Here is a 16,264-nt window from a genome sequence, read left to right as displayed (position 1 = left end):
TCATGGGATAGTTCCATAAAATAATCATGGAGAAAGAATTTAGCCTAGTCTTACCTACCGCAGATGATTTGTCAGGAGAACCCGCACCTACGAAGGATGAAGTCTACGCCAAAATTGCAAAGGAAATTGAAGCCGTATCCCCAGTTGTTGCAGATACTCTAACGAAGGTTTTTGCAGCATTAAATAGCAAAAGTAGGTGGCATGTTTACCTAGCTACGAAAAAGTGGAGCGCGCTGCACGGCGTACGACTTATGGATTCTGGCTATATCGGATTGACGCATGAATTTGTTCATGAAGACATCGCCAAACCATGTGACATAATTCTATACGGTACTCCAGAATTACTTCAAAGTGGCGAAATTATTGTCAGTGCAATACCTCTCGAACAAGGTGGATTGAAAGTACTCCATCATAAAGTACTTTCAGTTGGCGTACAAGGGGGCACAGCTTTTGTCAACACAGAAGATGAAAACAAGAAGCAATTTACTGTCCCACATGATTTTATCTTTGGAAAAATCCTGAGAGTTATAGAATTTGAAGATAAAGAATGGCATGAATTGATTGGTAAGTTGATAAATGAAGCAACACTTGTAGCTTATTTGGAAAAGGCTTTGGCGAAATATAGTGGTTCTAAGACACCCAACAAAGCTAGAGTAGATGAAATTAATCGTCGGCTTGCCATTCTTAAAGGAAGGGCATAATCCATCAAACATTTTTCTTGACTGCCCTCTCTAGCAGTTCTTTCCATCCTTTAGCGTATTTACGATGATCTATCAATCTTGTCAGTTTTCTGGGAATTGCAGTTAGGACATACCTCAGGCTCTTTACCCATTTCTACAACTTTTCTGGCCTTGCTCCAGAAAACTATGCCGCAGTCCTTGCACCCTACCAATTCACTTTGGTGAATCATGACGCGCGTAATATACTAGTCAACTTTCTGCTATTAAACACATTATGTACAGAGATGATATCAATTTGACATTCTATATCTTATGAAGAGCTTGCAGCATGTCGCATCTTGAGCTAACATTCTATTAGTTTCTTATGATCAAATGTCTCGTTATAATCAATGCTAAACAAATTCAGAAACCGTTTAATAATATTCTCTCGAGTTGAGAGAAGATACACAATATGACCCTCGCGTTCATCTTTGTGAATTGCAACGTAGACGGAGGGAGCGCAGCGGAGAAGAACGTAAAGAAAGTCAAAGGAGTGGTCGAATCCCATTCCACTAGCGGCGCGTATGACTTGATACTAAAGGTCAAGGCCGAGACAGAGTCAGAGCTTAGAGACATAATCAAGAACATCAGAAAAGTCACGGGCGTCGTAGCTGCCATAACAAGCATAGTTTACGGAAGCGATCAAGCAGACTAGAGGTTTTCTTTCATCTTTTACGTTGCCCCTTCAACCCTCTTTCTTTTCCGTGCAGGTATTGTTCAGGCTAGTGTGTGTGTCGTAAAAGAAGAAAAAGAAATGAGAGGTCACTGTACTTTTACAGTGCCGGTCATGAACGGATGGACTTGGCAGAAGTAGACGTGATCGCCTGCTCCAACTTTTTCTGCCGGAACGCTGTAATCCTTACCCGGGTCCAAAAAGCCCGAGTCGAACAGCTTGCCATAATCCGCGTCTGAAAAGCCCTTGCCGCTCGTTGCGCTGTGAGGGACGTTGTCGTTATTGACCCACTTTATCAGCGCGTCCTTGGGGACGGTTGGTGCGTCAGGGTCATAGTCTGGCGAGCCTTGCACTGATGCGCCTGAAAGGATCGAGATCTTGACAATGTTTGAGAACTTGGACTCGTCAACAGGTCCGGAAGCGTTACCTGTACTGTTCTTTTGATCGGCCGATACCGCAGAAATTGGCTTGTAGTACGGCGAGTCGCTAAAATCGCCCGGCTTTGGAACCGAGTCAACTATCATCCAGTTGTACGTCAGGTAGCCGGTTATTGCGCCTAGGACAAGCAAAACGGGAAAAGCGATGACTCCGGGTCTTGCCATTTCGTTCGCTACTTGAGCAGTACCTATATTAATTTCCTTTGGAATCTCTTGCACTTTATTGCAATCGCGCTTTTTGGAATGACTTTTATTCCGCCATCATATACACGCCAGCTGCTACAAAACATGGCCAAGAGCGCTGGCAAGTGCGCCGTGTGCGGCGCCGACCTCACATTCAAGTACAGGCCAATGGAAGGCTGGAATGTCTCGGGCTTTATCTGCGGCTCGTGCTACAGCCAGAAACTGCTTGAACACTATATCGAGCCGGACAGGCGCAGCATCACGAAAAAGTAGCAGGCTTTGCCTTTCGAAACCTCTGAAAGCCTATCAGGCCGACTGAAGCCGAGCCTATCACTGCCGTCAAGACCAATAACACCATCTGGTAGTCAACTGGACCACACATCGGCGAGCCGGCGCAGATTTTCAGGAAAAGCTGGCCAAGCATATACTTGCTATTGTAGCAAGAGATCAATTCTTAAGCATTGTGAAGCCGGAGGGCAGGAAAGGCTAAATACTAAATTCCGCTCTTTCTCAGGTATATGCCAACTGGATATATACTCGTGAACTGCACGCTTGGCTCCGAGGAAAAGATCATAAACGAGATCGCCAAGCTTCCGGATGTCAAAGAAGTCAGGGGCACGTACGGCGTTCACGACATCTTTGTGAAGGTCAAGTCAGACAACACAGAGTCGATGAACCACGTGATCACGAACAAGATCCGCAAGATCACTGGCATTACGTCGACCGTGACTCTCGTGGTAATCGAAGAGCAGGGCGGAAAAGGCTAGCTCTCAGCCGCTCTTTAGGTTTTCCTTCTTTTTGTCCTCTGCCTTTACCCTCTTCATTTCAAAGAATATCAAAAACGTGCACACCACCACAATGCCCCACCCTATGCTGCCTGCCACGACATAGTTGTTGTATATAGGGATGAACAGGGCGACGGTTGCTACTGCGGCGCCGGCCCACCAGATAATCAGAAGGGTTGCAAGGTAGCGATTCATATGCTTCTCAACCTCTCAGGTCCTCGTCAAAGCCCTGAAACGACTTTAACACCTTGCCGCAGCGCCGGCAGCGGCAGTATTCCACAAAGTCAAAGTCGTCATACTTTCTGTACGCAAATGATTCTTCATGATCGCAAAACAGCTGCCGCAGGCCGAACAACGCTATACTGTTATACTGTTGGAGCCGCCCGCCTCATTACCATTTCGATCAGGCTTGATATAGCGGCACCTGCTATGGGAGTAAGGAGGGGCCCGTAGCGTAGTCAGGATATCGCGGCGGTCTTCGGAACCGCAGGTCGTGGGATCGAAGCCCTCCGGGCCCGCCTATTCTTCTTTCTTTGATTTCGTCTTTTTGCTGCGGCGGTTGTTGCTGCTGCTCTTGCTTACCCACTTGTCGCCGCTTTTCCTGTACTTTTTCTTGACCGCGCTCCACGCGACCTTTTGCGCCACCGCTTCTGCAGTGTCGCTCTTGCGGCGCCTCTTGCCCGGACTCTTGTATTGCTTCAGTGCGCTTTCGTGTGCTTTTCTAAAAGTGCGCTGGGCTTTTTCCGGGAGAGTGTCTATCTGCTTTCTTGTCCTCTCGGACAGTTTGCCTCTTGGCATATGTAGTACACTGGTTCAAAATAATATTAAAGAGGTTCTTCTTCTTGTGAGATCAAAAGTTTTCCCGGTCGAGCCGGTAGTCGTCCAGCAATTTCTCGATGTTTGTTATCGTCTTGCCCGACAAGTCTGCTATCTCTTGCTTTGCCGGCGGGCTTTCGACATAGTTGGGTATCCTTGCGCTTATCCTTTCCTGAAAAGTCGGTATGTGCTCGTTCTGGTAGAACACGCCGATTGGAATCTTGTCTCCCCACTCGTTTGCCTTTTCGATTACCTTGCCCATCTTTTCGTTTATCTCTGCAGGATCGCGGACTATGCCGTCATAGCCTGTTTCTTCCAGCTTGTAAATGCGAGGCATCACCTTCTTTGTAACAGGGTCGATATTGTTGCTGCCTGAGAACCATTCCTTGGTGTTGATGTCGTTGTACGTCGGGCATGGCTGCAGAACGTCTACAAACGCAAGCCCCTTGTGCTCCACCGCCTTCTTTATCAGGTCCTTCAGGTGGCGCACGTCGTACGAGTAGCCCCGCGCGATGAACGTAAAGCCGGCGACAAGCGCAAGTGCTATTGGGTTTACAGAGTTGTTTACGTTTGGCTGCGGCAATGATTTCGTCTTCATGCCAAGCTTTAGCGTTGGCGACGCCTGCCCCTTTGTCAGCCCGTAAACGGCGTTGTTGAATATGATGTAGGTCATGTCCACGTTGCGCCTGCCTGCGCTCACGAAATGCCCGGCGCCGATTCCAAGCCCGTCGCCGTCGCCACCTACCGCAATTACCTCAAGGTCAGGGTTTGACAGTTTCGCCCCCTGCGCAAACGGCATGACCCTGCCGTGCAGCGTGTGGATGCCGTACGTCCGGATAAAGTGCGGCGTCTTGCCCGAGCAGCCGACGCCGGAAAATATCGTGGCCTTGTGCGGAGGTATCTGCATGTCTGCAAGCGCCATCTGGATGCTGTTCAGTATGCCAAAGTCGCCGCAACCCGGGCACCAGTCGTTGTGGACGTCTGTCTTGTAGTCTGCCAGTTTAAGTGCCATTTTTCAACACCTGTCTCCTTGGAGCCTTGCCGCTGATTATTCTCTTTACAGAGTTATAAACTTCCTCAAGCGACATTGGCCGGCCGTTGTACTTGACTACAAGGTGGTCCGGCTCGATTCCAGTGTGCTGCCTGATGAGCGCGCCCAGTTGCGCAGTGTAGTTCATCTCAATGTCAACGATTACCTCTGCATCATTTCCTATCATCGATTTTACAAGGTCCGCGGGGAACGGGTTGAGCAGGCGTACCTGCACGAACTTGCACTTTATCCCTTCTTCAGCCAGCTTTTCCATCGCGTCAAGCACAACGCCCTTTGTCGAGCCCCAGCCGATTATCGCGATTTTTGCGTCCCTGTCTCCATACATCACGGCCTTGTCCTCGTCCGGTATCTCTTTCAGGGCGACTTCCAGCTTGCCCATCCTCTTTTCCACCATCCTGCTGCGCACCTCTGGATCCTCGGTGATGTGGCCTTCCTCTGTGTGCTCGTCGCCGGTGTTCCAGAAAATCGCGCCTTCCGTGCCAAGCGGGATCCTCGGGCTGACCGGGTTGTCTGAAAGTTTAAAGCGCAAATAGTTGCCGGCCGCGCCCTTTTCTGCGTCCGTTATCTTGGTCGCTATTGCGCCCCTTTCTATCTTGACCCGTGAAGGGTCAAAGGCGGGGCACGTGGTGATGCTGTTTGCTATGGCCTTGTCCAGCATGTGTATGACGGGCACCTGGTACTTTTCTGCAAAGTTGAACGCCTTGACGGTGTCGTAAAAGCTCTCCTCGATGTCTCCTGACGCAAGGACTATTCTTGGAAACTCGCCGTGGCCGGCATGGATTGCAAAATGCAAGTCGCCCTGCTCGTGCCGCGTTGGAAGGCCTGTGGATGGGCCTGCGCGCTGGTACAGCGACACGACGACAGGCACTTCGTTGATGCCTGCCCACCCCATCGCCTCTGCCATCAGCGAAAAGCCCGGGCCCGAAGTCGCAGTCGCAGACCTTGCGCCTGCAAGCGCGCCCCCTATGGCCATAGTGATTGCGGCAATTTCATCTTCCGTCTGGACCACCACCGTGGACCCTTTCTTGCCCGAGTCGTAAAGCTCGAGAACTTCGTTTGATTCCAAAAACTCGCTGTCGTCTGACGCAGGAGTGATCGGGTAGTAGGTCTGGAACCGGCACCCTGCCACCATCTTGCCCAGGGCAGACGACTGGCTGCCCTGCACGGCAATGATGCCCGGCTCTGGCGTCTTGGTCGTCAGCCGGTAGTTAAAGCCGTCCCTTGCAAACTTGCTCTTTGCATATTCGTAAATGTGGTACGCCGCCTTGACGTTGAGTTCTGCCACGCGCTGTTTTGCATGAAAGATGTGCCTTATCCCCTTTGCAAGGATCTCGCTGTCAAATTCTAACAAGGCCATCGACGCGGCGAGGGCCATCACGTTTGTCATCCTTGCCAGCTTGCTAAGCGACGGATCCTTCATTTTCTGCGCAAAGTCTTCCAGCAACTGGAAATACGGCAGAGGGTAAAGGGTCACGCCGCGTTTTTTGGCGTGCTCCAGCGCGCCCTGCACGGTCGGCTCCAGGCCCGCCTTTTCAAGCGTGCTCTGGATGCGGGCGGCTGCATAATCATCAATCGTTGGCACCTCGCTTAACTTTGTCTCTGCAGCGTCAGAATCGTAGAATATCGCGCCGCCGGGAGTCACCTCGTCAAAGTGGCGGAACACCGTCTCGGCGTCAAAAGACACCAGTATGTTTATCTCGTCCACTGGCGACCTGATGCGCTTTTCTGCCACGCGCACTGTAAAGTAGCTGTGCTCACCCTTGATGTTAGAGTAGTATTCGCGCTTGCCAAACACGTGTAGTCCACCCACCGCGCAGGCGCGGGAGAAAATGTTTGCCGCAGAGTCGACGCCGCTTCCCTGGGCGCCACCAATTACCCAGCTGAGCGAGTTTACTACCATCATTACATGAAAATCTGCCCATGCCCTGCTTTTAATGGTTTACAGGTTTTATTATTAACCGCCTGTCGCGGCATCAAGCAGGCAGCAGTCGCAGGCGTCCTTTTTGCCGCAGTACGGGCACGCGCACATGCACGCGTCGATGGGGTTGCCACAGTTGTCACACCTGACAACTTCCTCGCTCGCCGTCACTACTGCCTCACCGCATCCAAAGTTATTATACTTTATCGCGTTTGGTTAAAAACTAAATTATAATGTTTTTTCTATTTCTTGTAACATATGCACATGATGGCAATGCGGTACAGGCTGCCGCGGCTGTCGCTTTGGCAGCTGTAGCAGTTGCTGCGGCAGGAGCCTTGATTGCATTTGGAGATATCTCGTACCGCATGCAGGACGGCAAGACCGTCAGCATCATAGGCCAGATGGTTTGCCTTCCACACAAGCAGGACCTTTTTGGCAGGTACGGCACTGGCTTGTGTGTGCCAGGATTCAAAGGTTCTGACGGCAGCCATTATGCGCTGAGCAACATTGAACAGCTTTCAAGAGGCGAGCCGGCACTTGGATTTACAAACGCGCAATTCCAGATTTCAGGAGTATTTTCCTATGGAGCCACCGAACAGTACCGCAATTATGACGTAGCAGGAATGATCGAGGCGGATTCTGTGCTCCCCATTTCGCCTCCTCCTGCCAAGCCGTAAAAAGCGGCTTTTACTTTGAGCGCATCAGGTTGAGGGCAGAGCCGGCCTTGAACCATTCTATCTGGGCAGAATTGTACGAGTGTTTCAGCTCTATTTCCTCGATCCTGCCGTCGGCGGCGTGTGTGATTATGCATTTCACTGGCTTGCCTGCCTGCATGTCCTTCAGGCCGACTATGCTCAGCCTGTCGTCTTCCAGTATCTTGTCATAGTCGGCAGGATTTGCAAACGTGAGCGCAAGGACGCCCTGCTTTTTCAGGTTGGTCTCGTGTATCCTTGCAAACGACCTTGCGATGACAGCGGCACAGTTCAGGTAGCGCGGCGTCATGGCCGCGTGCTCCCTGCTGGAGCCTTCGCCATAGTTGCTGTCGCCGACAATGATCCACTTGATCCCTTTTGCCTTGTACTGGCGCGCAATACGCGGGAACGACTCTACTTGGCTGTCAAGCTGGTTCTTGCCGTTTCCAACCTGGCCGCTATAGGCGTTGACTGCGCCAAGCAGGAGGTTGTCGCTTATCCTGTCAAGGTGCCCGCGGTACGTCAGCCATGCGCCTGCAGGCGATATGTGGTCGGTGGTGGTCTTGCCCTTGGTCTTGGCAAGCACAGGCAGCTTTTCAAAGTCCCTGCCGTCCCACGGCGCAAACGGTTCAAGTTTCTGCAGGCGGTCGCTCTTTGGGTCGATGACCACCCGTACGCTGTCAGGGTCTGCCGCCGGCGGCACGTAGACATCCTTGGCGTTTTGAAAGCCATCCTTTGGGACTTCGGGAGCCTGCCCCGGCGGCTGCAGCCTGAACTTGGTGCCGTCAGGCGCCGTCAGTTCATCAGTCAGCGGGTTGAAAGACAGCCTGCCGCCAAGCGCAAGCGCAATTACCAGTTCTGGACTGCCGATAAAGTTCATTGTCTCTCGCCGGCCGTCGTTTCTGCCGGGAAAGTTGCGGTTGTACGACGTGACTATGGTGTTTGGCTCGCCCTTTTTCAGTTCCGGCCTGCTCCACTGGCCGATGCACGGGCCGCACGCGTTTGCAAGCACGTTTGCGCCAATGTCCTGCAACACTTTCATCTGGCCGTCGCGCTCTATGGTTGCGCGGATCATCTCCGAGCCAGGCGTCACCTGAAGCGACACTGGCGTCTTCATGCCGTGCGCCTTTGCCTGCTTGGCAATGTCGGCGGCGCGGGACATGTCCTCGTACGAAGAGTTTGTACAGCTTCCAATAAGCGCAACAGAGATGCTGTCAAGGTAGTTGTTCTTTTTCACGTCTGCGGCCATCTGGGATATCGGCCTTGCAAGGTCGGGCGTGTGCGGTCCTACAATGTGAGGTTCCAGCCTTGACAAGTCGATCTCGATTACCTGGTCAAAGTATTTTTGCGGGTCTTTTTCGACTTCTGGATCCTCTGTCAACAGCGCCTTGTGCTTGTTTGCAAGGTCTGCTATGGCGCCTCTGTTCGTGGCGCGAAGGTACGCTTCCATGCGTTCGTCGTACGCAAACACCGAGCAGGTGGCGCCTATTTCTGCACCCATGTTGGTTATCGTTGCCTTGCCCGTGCAGCTGATGGATCTTGCGCCGGGCCCAAAATACTCGATTATCGCGTTCGTGCCGCCTGACACCGTCAGTTTCGACGCGACATATAGTATGATGTCCTTTGGCGCGGCCCAGCCGTTCAGCTCGCCTGTCAGGTACACGCCAATGCGCTTTGGGTACAGCAGCTCCCAAGGCATCCCGGCCATGACCTCTGCCGCGTCAAGGCCTCCCACTCCGATTGCTATCATGCCGAGGCCGCCGGCGTTTGGCGTATGCGAGTCGGTCCCGATCATGAGGCCGCCGGGAAACGCATAGTTCTCAAGCACGACCTGGTGGATGATGCCGGCGCCCGGCTTCCAGAATCCGATGCCGTATTTTCTGCACGCTGATTCCAGGAACTGGAACACTTCATTGTTCTGGATGATTGCAAACCTAGTATCGGTGGCGCTGTCGACCTTGGCCTGGATCAGGTGATCGCAGTGAACGGTAGTTGGAAGTTTTACGCGCTTTAATCCGGCCTGCGCAAACTGGAGTATCGTCATCTGGCCGGTGACGTCCTGCAGCGCGACCCTGTCAGGGTTCAGAAAAACATAGCTCTTGCCCCTCTGGGGGTCATAGACATTATCGCCATCAAGGTGGCCCACCAGGATTTTCTCGGCAAGCGTGAGCGGCCTGTTGTTGGTCATTTTGCGGAATTTCGCAATGTTTGCTTCAAGCTTGGAGTACACCCGGCCGACAAGCTCGGGCGTAGTCTCTATCTTCGCAGCCTCTTCTGACGACATAAGTATATGTGCTACCAATAGAAAACCGGCAATTTTGGCTATATCTCTTTTGCGTCGTCGGATTTTTTTGTCTCGGCAACCTCGCTTTTATGCGCTATTCTTGAGGAGCAGCACATAGCCAAAAATCGCGGCCATCACTCCAATGAGCACCCAAAGCCACCGAGTCGAGTCCACCGGCTTGTTTAACAAAAGGCACTTTTTAAAGCCATGTCATTAGCATCGTTTAATTTAATACAAAGCCTGCTTGCTATTGAAAAGCAGCAGAGTAGTAATAGCAGTTGGTCAACAAGTTCGTCTTTGTAATTGCAGGCATTGTGATAGTGATGGCAGTTTTGATTGCCCTGCCAAGCGTCAGCCAGCAGCCTGCAGCACAAGACGTCACAATCGAGTACAACAGGCAGCACCTGACAAAAACAGGAGGCTTGCTTGTCGCCACGCAGCTAGAGACACTGACAATAGACAAGGACGGCTCTGGCACGTACACAAAGACGGACCCGCGCGAAAAGAACATGCCAGTTCCGCAGCGGTTTTCGCTCAGCAGAGAAGAGTTTGCCAAGATAAAGGGGCTGGTGCTTGAAACGGGCTTTATGGACGTACCAAAGACAGACTATCCGCAGTCGGAGAACGCAAGCAATTTTGCAAGTTACACGCTTGCAGTAAAAACCGCCGACAAGCAAAAGACGATAAGCTGGGTCGAGCCGGACGCGTACGACGGCACTATCCCGCCGCTAATAACAAACGTCGGCAACCAGCTTGACGGGATAATCGCAAGCAAGACGTAGAGACTGGCTAGCTAAAACAATATCTATATAACGCATTTTAGCGAATTGCAGTCGTAACAAAATATGACAATTTCGCTTGTCGCAAGTGAACCGGGCGCAAAGGGCATCAAGGTACAAGATGCTGTTGCCGGCGAGAGCGCCAGAGCGGTTCGCGGCACCACCCTTCTAAAGCGCGGCTTTGCACACATGCAAAAGCACGGCGTGGTCATGGACGTAACAAGCGTCGAGCAGGCGCAGATAGCAGAAGAGGCCGGCGCGGTTGCGGTGATGGTGCTTGACAAGCTGCCGTACGACGTGAGAAAGGCAGGAGGCGTCGCAAGGACGGCAAGCATCAAGGTAATCGAGGAGATAATGGACGCAGTCACGATCCCGATAATGGCCAAGTGCAGGATAGGCCACATCGACGAGGCGAAGGTGCTTGAAGTGACGGGCGTTGACATGATAGACGAAAGCGAGGTGTTGACGCCTGCAGACGAGGAGCGCCACATCTGGAAATGGGATTTCACGACGCCGTTTGTAAACGGAGGCAAGAACCTCGGCGAGGCCCTGCGCAGGATTGAAGAGGGTGCGGCCATGATACGCACAAAGGGCGAGCCGGGCACCGGCAACGTGGCAGAGGCGGTGACGCACATACGCATGGTAAACAACGAGATCCGCAGGATAAGGTCGCACTATCTCGATGACGACAAGCAGGAGTTGATGAAGGCGGCGCGCGAGCTGAAGGTCTCGTTTGCCATAGTGGAAGAGACGGCAAGGCTTGGAAGGCTCCCTGTCGTGAACTTTGCGGCAGGCGGCATAACGACTCCGGCGGACGCGGCGTTTCTGATGAACCTTGGCTGCGACGGCGTGTTTGTAGGGTCGGGCATATTCAAGTCAGACGACCCGGCGCAGCGCGCACGCGCAGTCGTGCTTGCGACGACATTCTACGATGACGCAAAGATAGTCAAGGAAGCGCAAAAGATGGTCGACGAGAAAAAATCGCTGCTTGGCCTTGACACCAAGAACCTGGAACTACGCATGCAGGAAAGGGGACAGTCGGCTTGAGCAGCAACAAAGATGTCACGATAGGCGTCCTTGGCTTTCAGGGCGACATTGAGGAAAATGTCGCTGCTACGAGGCAGGCGCTTGACGAGCTAAAAATAGACGGCAAGATACAGCTGGTAAGGTACGCCGAGGATGTTGAGAAAATTGACGCGCTGATACTGCCAGGCGGCGAAAGCACGGTGCAAAGCTCACTTGCGGCAATCCAGCACTCGCTTCCTTCTCTAAAGAAGCGCATTTCAGAAGGGATGCCGGTGCTTGGCACGTGTGCAGGCATGATAATGCTCTCCAAGAGAGTGTACGACCGCGTCATTGGTGAGACAAAGCAGAAAACGATTGGCAACCTTGACATTGTGATAGAGCGCAACGCGTTTGGCAGGCAGAACGACTCTTTTGAGACAGACCTGAAGATGAACATGCTTGGCAAGGGCGCGTTCAGGGGCGTCTTTATCAGGGCGCCGGCAGTAAGCGAGGTCGGCAAGGACGTAGAGATAATCGCAAGGCACGCGGGCAAAATAGTCGCCGTAAAGCAAAAGAACATCATCGGCACTTCGTTCCACCCCGAGCTTGCAGGCGACGCAAGGATGCACAAGCAGATAATCAAGATGGCGCTCGACTTTCGCGCAAAGAGCAACGGCAAGTAACTTTGCTGTTTTTATAATTTGATCATTTTTCTGCTTCTGGAAAGAAAATGCCTAGCTAGAATACTTGTAGTCTAGTACTAAAAACTTTAATAAAATTGCACTACACCTTTCTTAAATATAATTCAATTATAAAATTGTTCGATGAGTCCAAAGATTCTCATGTACGCCATAGGCGTTCTGGCAATCGCATCCATAGCCTGCCTGCCATCGGTTCCCGTGTCCAAAGCCCTAGCTCAAGAGTCTACAGAAGACGACGACAATAATGTTGCTGAAGGCCAAACCAGAGTGCACCTTGCAGACGGCAGCCTTGCGCTAGAATCAGGCCAAGAGGAGATAGTTTCTCTAGACACTGGCTCTGACGCAACGCCTGTCTATGTAGTCGGCACCGCGGTAGTTGAAGGCGGAATGGTCTCGATCAAACTTACAGACGCTAATGGAAGTTCCCTGTCGGCAGACGGTCCAACTCAGGTTGCCATCTACCCCAAAGAGGATCCTTGGAGCAACTATGATGGCGACGTAAAAGATGTCATGATACCCATACGAGCAGGCATGGAACAGCTGGTATTCTCTGCACCGTCAGGAGCCGCGACCATAACTTTTGATTTTGACATCGTCCAAGAAGAAGCAGCAGGATAACATCAGAGGCGGCCACCCGGGCCTCCCCTCTCCCCACATCATGTCGGCTAGTTCAGCCATGAACGTCAATAGGATAATAACTAGCGTGGAAGGCGGGATTTACGCCCGTTTTTACTAGCAAATAGGTTAGAGTTCAAGACCCAAAGTATTTGTTCTCTATGTACTTCACGAAGTAATCTGGGTTATAGCCTTCTTCATTGAAGGTATTTTTAAGAAGCGTCTTGGGTGCATAAACAGATCCATGTTGGTGTATCTTTAGTCTTAGCCATTCCCTGACAGGCCGGAAATCACCGTTCCTGATGTTTTCCTCGTAATCTTGTAGGTCTTTGCGCATCTTTGAAGCAATGATCGCTGAAACCAAGTTTCCTAAAGTGTAGGTAGGGAAATAGCCAAAGAGGCCGCTGCTCCAATGAGTATCTTGGAGCGCACCCTGCGAGTCATCGGTTGGCCTTACTCCAAGCAGCTGCTCCATTCTATCGTTCCAGAATTCAGGGATTTCAGAGACGGTTAGCTCATCTCCAATTATTTTCTTCTCTATCTCATACCTTATTGCGATATGGAGATTGTAGGTAACTTCGTCGGCGTCAACTCGTATGTAACCAGGCTTGACAGTATTGAAATACAGGTACAACTCGTCGTCGGTGGCTTGGCCTGCGAAACTTACTTTCCTTCTAATCAAAGGAGCTATCAATTGAACGAAAGGCTTGCTTCTGCCTACAATATTCTCCCAAAACCTTGACTGAGATTCATGAAGCGCTAGCGAAGATGCGCCCTCGACAGGAGTGACAGACAATGATTGATCGCATTGCAGGTCATACAAGGCATGACCACCTTCGTGAATAGTACTAGATATCGACCTTTTGAAATCAGTCCCTTCATACCGGGTAGTTATTCTAACGTCATTGAGGTCCATAGCCTGAGTAAAGGGATGTGTGGATACATCCATTCTAAAGCGCTCCATGTCGTATTGCAAGAGAGTTAAAATTTCACGATTGAGCTCATCAACTTTTTGAATATCATACTTTGGTTTTCCAAGTTTGCTTATCTCCTTGCAAAAGGGGCTGCCTGAATCTAGGAGCTTTTTCAATATCTTCTGAATATGTGGAGTCAGCACTCCGAATACCTTATCCAAGTCGGCTACTGTAAGCTCTTCTTCGAATGTATCCAAAAGCGCATCATATGGATGTTTTTCATAACCTATCTTCTCAGCGATTTGCTTCTTTATTTCTGCCATCTTCTTGAGGTAGGGCTCATACATCTTGAAATCAGATTTTTCTCTCGCCTGCCTCCAGACCATGTTGCCTCTTATTCTTTCCAGAGATTCTGCTTCAGTCAACTCCTTTGGTATCTTTATCTGCTTGGTTATGTTTCTCTCAAGCATTCGTACAATGCCCTTCTCCGCATCGTTAAGGCCCTCCTGTTTCTTCCCCAATTCAACAAGGTCAACAAAATCTTTGTCTAGCAGGAGCTCCTTATACAACAGGCGAAGTTGAGAATCGGCCACTCCTCTTTCTTCAGTGCCCTTCCTAGGCATGTAAGTCTCAAAGTCCCAACCCATTAGAGAAGTGGCATGATTTATAGACCAAATGGGTTTGTAAGCATCGAGTATCTGGTTTATGACAGGATTCTCAGATTTCATGTCCTCACACTTTTCAGAAACTCAAGCATATCAGTCTCGTGTCCATCAGACTTGACTTTCTCACATATCTTGATCATTTTTTTCACTGTTGTCAAGTATGTGCGTCTTCTTCTTGGTCATGCCAAAGTCCAAGATTCCTTTACCACCATAAGGGCAGTATGCCTTTATCGTCTTGTTTGTACGGTCTGACAAAAGCAGAAAATCAAGGCGGTACTTGCCCACAAACTTGGGGCGGGAATATAGTGTTTCCTTGTTCACTCCGATTACCTTAGCCTCCAATGCCTTTATTTTTTGTATCTGTGAGTTCTTATGCTCCCATTGAGCGGCCAAGGCGCCATCCTTGAAAATATGTTTCAGACCATTCTATGAGCTATTAAAACGAAAATGGTGCGGGGGGTGGGATTTGAACCCACGAATCCCTAAGGAACAGGGTTGTAGGGGCAATTATGCGCCCATTCTAAGCCCTGCGCCGTTGACCGGGCTTGGCGACCCCCGCACATGCGTGCGCACCTGCACCAGCGGATGGTAGCCAAATTTTTATCTATTGTTACATTGCATCCTTTGCAGATGCAGAGAACAAGATTATTTGGCACAAACGGGGTGCGCGGCGTGTGGGGCAATGACTTTACAAGCGACCTTGTCATCGACCTTTCGTATGCAATCGCCACGTATTACAAAAAAGGCCCAATAGTGGTCGGGTACGACGGGCGCAAGTCAAGCCCGGTGGTTTCAAGGCTGGTGCGCGCAACACTCAACTCGGCCGGCCTAGACGTTGCAGACGCAGGGCTGGTCCCAACTCCATGCCTGCAGCATGCCGCAAAGAGGCTCGGCTACAACGGTGGCATCATGATAACGGCGTCGCACAACCCGCCAGAGTACAACGGCATCAAGCCGGCAGCATCAGACGGTGTAGAAATATCTCGAGAGGACGAGCTGACAGTCGAGGATATTTATCATTCAAAAAAGTTTGCGACGATGGCAGGCTGTGGGCGCCAGTACGTGGATGACAACGTCGTCCCCACATACATGGAAAAGGTGTTGTCGCTTGTCGATGCCGACAGGATACGCGCCAAGAACTTTACAGTGGCGATGGACACGGGAAACGGCGCGCAGTCGGTTGTCGCCCCGATAATCGCAAAAAAGCTTGGCTGCAAGGTAATCGTCATCAATGGCGACATTGACGGCGACTTTCCCGGTCGAGGGTCAGAGCCCACGCCTGACAACCTGAGCGTGCTTGCAGAGACCGTCAGAAACGGCAGGGCAGACTTTGGAGTCGCGTTTGACGGCGATGGCGACAGGAGCATCTTTTGCGACAACAACGGCAGCATCTACTGGGGCGACAAGACCGGCTCGCTTTTGGCAAAGAACCTGCTTGCGCAGAGGCACAGGGGCTCCGAGATAGTCTGCCCGGTAAACACGTCAATGGTGCTATCCAAAGTCGCAGAAGAATCTGGCATAAAGGTGGTGCACACCAAGGTTGGAAGCGTCGAGGTGTCAAGGGAGATGGTAAAGCGCAAGGCGCCGATGGGACTTGAGGAAAACGGCGGGTTCATGTACGGGCCCATAAACGAGGTGAGGGACGGCGCGATGACGACGGCTCTTGTGCTTGACATGCTTGCAGCTACCGGCGAGTCGTTTTCGCGACTTGTAGAGAAATTGCCAAGGACATTTCAGGTTAAGACAAAATTCGTATGCAGTTCCCGCGAAGTAGTGGAAAGAGTGGTAAAAGCGTGCATGGAGCACGGCAGCCCAAAAAGGATAGAGACGATGGACGGGGCCAAGATATGGTTAGACGACGAAACGTGGCTCATGGTGAGGCCAAGCGGCACGGAGCCACTGATACGCATGTACGCCGAGTCGACTGACAGAGCATTGCTTGACTCCAAAGTGGATGAATATTCGAGGATCGTGAGGTCAAAAATGGCACAATGAGCGTATAATCATGGGTTAAAGGTGGACAATAT

Annotated in this window: 22 protein-coding genes and 2 tRNA genes; 12 read left to right on the top strand and 12 right to left on the bottom strand. The window is 51.3% G+C overall.

The features are described 5' to 3' along the window. Nucleotides 1–26: 26 nt before the first annotated feature. Nucleotides 27–701: a hypothetical protein gene (locus NTE_RS05475; protein WP_148700102.1), complete on the top strand. Its 675-nt coding sequence runs from the start codon at nt 27–29 to the stop codon at nt 699–701. A gap of 430 nt (nt 702–1,131) precedes the next feature. Beyond that, nucleotides 1,132–1,374: an Lrp/AsnC ligand binding domain-containing protein gene (locus NTE_RS05470; protein ID WP_148700101.1), complete on the top strand. Its 243-nt coding sequence runs from the start codon at nt 1,132–1,134 to the stop codon at nt 1,372–1,374. Nucleotides 1,375–1,481: 107 nt separating this feature from the next. Here NTE_RS05470 and NTE_RS05465 read toward each other — a convergent pair whose 3' ends face one another. Then, nucleotides 1,482–1,994, bottom strand: coding sequence for a cupredoxin domain-containing protein (locus NTE_RS05465; RefSeq protein ID WP_148700100.1), 513 nt, complete (start codon nt 1,992–1,994; stop codon nt 1,482–1,484). Nucleotides 1,995–2,117: 123 nt separating this feature from the next. Between NTE_RS05465 and NTE_RS16940 the strand changes: the two genes are divergently transcribed. Beyond that, entirely contained in the window at nt 2,118–2,285 is a 168-nt protein-coding gene (locus tag NTE_RS16940) for a hypothetical protein (protein ID WP_193354091.1), read from the top strand. On the opposite strand, the gene NTE_RS16420 is transcribed toward NTE_RS16940, so the two are convergent. After that, a complete protein-coding gene (locus NTE_RS16420) occupies nt 2,272–2,436 on the bottom strand; it encodes a hypothetical protein (protein WP_158385151.1) in 165 nt (54 codons plus the stop codon). The two genes, NTE_RS16940 and NTE_RS16420, sit on opposite strands and share 14 nt — an antisense overlap. A 94-nt stretch (nt 2,437–2,530) precedes the next feature. Between NTE_RS16420 and NTE_RS05460 the strand changes: the two genes are divergently transcribed. Further along, on the top strand, nt 2,531–2,779 hold the full coding sequence (locus NTE_RS05460; RefSeq protein ID WP_148700099.1) for an Lrp/AsnC ligand binding domain-containing protein: 249 nt from the start codon (nt 2,531–2,533) through the stop codon (nt 2,777–2,779). 3 nt (nt 2,780–2,782) lie between these two features. Here NTE_RS05460 and NTE_RS05455 read toward each other — a convergent pair whose 3' ends face one another. Both NTE_RS05455 and NTE_RS16415 read right to left on the bottom strand, forming a co-directional pair. Continuing rightward, nucleotides 2,783–2,992, bottom strand: a complete 210-nt coding sequence (locus NTE_RS05455; RefSeq protein WP_148700098.1) for a hypothetical protein — start codon at nt 2,990–2,992, stop codon at nt 2,783–2,785. Between the two features lie 7 nt (nt 2,993–2,999). Next, complete coding sequence (locus tag NTE_RS16415; protein WP_158385149.1) at nt 3,000–3,152, bottom strand: hypothetical protein; 153 nt, start codon at nt 3,150–3,152, stop codon at nt 3,000–3,002. Between the two features lie 88 nt (nt 3,153–3,240). Between NTE_RS16415 and NTE_RS05450 the strand changes: the two genes are divergently transcribed. Continuing rightward, a tRNA-Arg gene (locus tag NTE_RS05450) sits at nt 3,241–3,315 on the top strand. Nucleotide 3,316: 1 nt separating this feature from the next. Here the strand turns inward: NTE_RS05450 and NTE_RS05445 are convergent. Genes NTE_RS05445 through NTE_RS17300 form a run of 4 tightly spaced genes read right to left on the bottom strand, consistent with a single transcriptional unit; the run spans nt 3,317 to nt 6,753 of the window. Continuing rightward, nucleotides 3,317–3,595 carry a ChaB family protein gene (locus NTE_RS05445; protein WP_148700097.1) on the bottom strand — a complete coding sequence of 93 codons (279 nt, stop codon included), beginning with the start codon at nt 3,593–3,595 and terminating at the stop codon, nt 3,317–3,319. 52 nt (nt 3,596–3,647) lie between these two features. Continuing rightward, entirely contained in the window at nt 3,648–4,625 is a 978-nt protein-coding gene (locus tag NTE_RS05440) for a 2-oxoacid:ferredoxin oxidoreductase subunit beta (protein WP_148700096.1), read from the bottom strand. After that, the gene (locus NTE_RS05435; protein ID WP_420835303.1) at nt 4,615–6,564 is read right to left on the bottom strand and encodes a 2-oxoacid:ferredoxin oxidoreductase subunit alpha; all 1,950 of its coding nucleotides are present in this window, start codon (nt 6,562–6,564) and stop codon (nt 4,615–4,617) included. Before NTE_RS05435 ends, NTE_RS05440 begins: the two co-directional genes overlap by 11 nt. Nucleotides 6,565–6,618: 54 nt before the next feature. Beyond that, the gene (locus NTE_RS17300; protein ID WP_264357941.1) at nt 6,619–6,753 is read right to left on the bottom strand and encodes a hypothetical protein; all 135 of its coding nucleotides are present in this window, start codon (nt 6,751–6,753) and stop codon (nt 6,619–6,621) included. A 131-nt stretch (nt 6,754–6,884) separates the two neighbouring features. Between NTE_RS17300 and NTE_RS05430 the strand changes: the two genes are divergently transcribed. Next, the gene (locus NTE_RS05430) at nt 6,885–7,259 is read left to right on the top strand and encodes a hypothetical protein (RefSeq protein WP_148700094.1); all 375 of its coding nucleotides are present in this window, start codon (nt 6,885–6,887) and stop codon (nt 7,257–7,259) included. Nucleotides 7,260–7,269: 10 nt separating this feature from the next. Here the strand turns inward: NTE_RS05430 and NTE_RS05425 are convergent, their stop codons facing one another. Then, nucleotides 7,270–9,558, bottom strand: coding sequence for an aconitate hydratase (locus NTE_RS05425; RefSeq protein ID WP_148700093.1), 2,289 nt, complete (start codon nt 9,556–9,558; stop codon nt 7,270–7,272). Between the two features lie 278 nt (nt 9,559–9,836). On the opposite strand from NTE_RS05425, the gene NTE_RS05420 reads away from it, so the two are divergent. The 5 genes from NTE_RS05420 (at nt 9,837) to NTE_RS16410 (ending at nt 12,779) form a co-directional block, all read left to right on the top strand. Beyond that, nucleotides 9,837–10,340 carry a hypothetical protein gene (locus tag NTE_RS05420; protein ID WP_148700092.1) on the top strand — a complete coding sequence of 168 codons (504 nt, stop codon included), beginning with the start codon at nt 9,837–9,839 and terminating at the stop codon, nt 10,338–10,340. 63 nt (nt 10,341–10,403) lie between these two features. Continuing rightward, a complete protein-coding gene (pdxS, locus tag NTE_RS05415) occupies nt 10,404–11,384 on the top strand; it encodes a pyridoxal 5'-phosphate synthase lyase subunit PdxS (RefSeq protein ID WP_148700091.1) in 981 nt (326 codons plus the stop codon). Then, nucleotides 11,381–12,025, top strand: coding sequence for a pyridoxal 5'-phosphate synthase glutaminase subunit PdxT (gene pdxT, locus NTE_RS05410; protein WP_148700090.1), 645 nt, complete (start codon nt 11,381–11,383; stop codon nt 12,023–12,025). Before pdxS ends, pdxT begins: the two co-directional genes overlap by 4 nt. Before the next feature lie 141 nt (nt 12,026–12,166). Continuing rightward, nucleotides 12,167–12,661, top strand: coding sequence for a hypothetical protein (locus NTE_RS05405; RefSeq protein WP_148700089.1), 495 nt, complete (start codon nt 12,167–12,169; stop codon nt 12,659–12,661). Beyond that, nucleotides 12,630–12,779, top strand: a complete 150-nt coding sequence (locus NTE_RS16410; protein WP_158385147.1) for a hypothetical protein — start codon at nt 12,630–12,632, stop codon at nt 12,777–12,779. Before NTE_RS05405 ends, NTE_RS16410 begins: the two co-directional genes overlap by 32 nt. Before the next feature lie 15 nt (nt 12,780–12,794). Here NTE_RS16410 and NTE_RS05400 read toward each other — a convergent pair whose 3' ends face one another. The 3 genes from NTE_RS05400 to NTE_RS05390 all read right to left on the bottom strand — a co-directional run bounded on the left by NTE_RS05400 (nt 12,795) and on the right by NTE_RS05390 (nt 14,796). Beyond that, a complete protein-coding gene (locus NTE_RS05400; protein ID WP_148700088.1) occupies nt 12,795–14,300 on the bottom strand; it encodes a carboxypeptidase M32 in 1,506 nt (501 codons plus the stop codon). A 60-nt stretch (nt 14,301–14,360) separates the two neighbouring features. Continuing rightward, the gene (locus NTE_RS05395) at nt 14,361–14,630 is read right to left on the bottom strand and encodes a redoxin domain-containing protein (protein ID WP_226987193.1); all 270 of its coding nucleotides are present in this window, start codon (nt 14,628–14,630) and stop codon (nt 14,361–14,363) included. 55 nt (nt 14,631–14,685) lie between these two features. Then, nucleotides 14,686–14,796, bottom strand: a tRNA-Leu gene (locus NTE_RS05390). A 71-nt stretch (nt 14,797–14,867) separates the two neighbouring features. Here NTE_RS05390 and glmM point away from each other — a divergent pair. Then, entirely contained in the window at nt 14,868–16,232 is a 1,365-nt protein-coding gene (glmM, locus tag NTE_RS05385) for a phosphoglucosamine mutase (RefSeq protein WP_148700086.1), read from the top strand. Nucleotides 16,233–16,264: the final 32 nt, after the last annotated feature.

The sequence above is a fragment of the Candidatus Nitrososphaera evergladensis SR1 genome (assembly GCF_000730285.1).
Taxonomy (GTDB): domain Archaea; phylum Thermoproteota; class Nitrososphaeria; order Nitrososphaerales; family Nitrososphaeraceae; genus Nitrososphaera; species Nitrososphaera evergladensis.
Note: the sequence above shows the minus strand (reverse complement) of the source record. Positions and strands in the feature narration are given on the sequence as shown.

Excerpts from the sequence above, each read along its gene's own strand:
- NTE_RS05475 (WP_148700102.1), top strand. The coding sequence starts at position 27 with ATGGAGAAAGAATTTAGCCTAGTCTTACCTACCGCAGATGATTTGTCA.
- NTE_RS05470 (WP_148700101.1), top strand. The coding sequence starts at position 1,132 with ATGACCCTCGCGTTCATCTTTGTGAATTGCAACGTAGACGGAGGGAGC.
- NTE_RS05465 (WP_148700100.1), bottom strand. The coding sequence starts at position 1,994 with ATGGCAAGACCCGGAGTCATCGCTTTTCCCGTTTTGCTTGTCCTAGGC.
- NTE_RS16940 (WP_193354091.1), top strand. The coding sequence starts at position 2,118 with ATGGCCAAGAGCGCTGGCAAGTGCGCCGTGTGCGGCGCCGACCTCACA.
- NTE_RS16420 (WP_158385151.1), bottom strand. The coding sequence starts at position 2,436 with ATGCTTGGCCAGCTTTTCCTGAAAATCTGCGCCGGCTCGCCGATGTGT.
- NTE_RS05460 (WP_148700099.1), top strand. The coding sequence starts at position 2,531 with ATGCCAACTGGATATATACTCGTGAACTGCACGCTTGGCTCCGAGGAA.
- NTE_RS05455 (WP_148700098.1), bottom strand. The coding sequence starts at position 2,992 with ATGAATCGCTACCTTGCAACCCTTCTGATTATCTGGTGGGCCGGCGCC.
- NTE_RS05445 (WP_148700097.1), bottom strand. The coding sequence starts at position 3,595 with ATGCCAAGAGGCAAACTGTCCGAGAGGACAAGAAAGCAGATAGACACT.
- NTE_RS05440 (WP_148700096.1), bottom strand. The coding sequence starts at position 4,625 with ATGGCACTTAAACTGGCAGACTACAAGACAGACGTCCACAACGACTGG.
- NTE_RS05435 (WP_420835303.1), bottom strand. The coding sequence starts at position 6,564 with ATGGTAGTAAACTCGCTCAGCTGGGTAATTGGTGGCGCCCAGGGAAGC.
- NTE_RS05425 (WP_148700093.1), bottom strand. The coding sequence starts at position 9,558 with ATGTCGTCAGAAGAGGCTGCGAAGATAGAGACTACGCCCGAGCTTGTC.
- pdxS (WP_148700091.1), top strand. The coding sequence starts at position 10,404 with ATGACAATTTCGCTTGTCGCAAGTGAACCGGGCGCAAAGGGCATCAAG.
- NTE_RS05405 (WP_148700089.1), top strand. The coding sequence starts at position 12,167 with ATGAGTCCAAAGATTCTCATGTACGCCATAGGCGTTCTGGCAATCGCA.
- NTE_RS05400 (WP_148700088.1), bottom strand. The coding sequence starts at position 14,300 with ATGAAATCTGAGAATCCTGTCATAAACCAGATACTCGATGCTTACAAA.
- glmM (WP_148700086.1), top strand. The coding sequence starts at position 14,868 with ATGCAGAGAACAAGATTATTTGGCACAAACGGGGTGCGCGGCGTGTGG.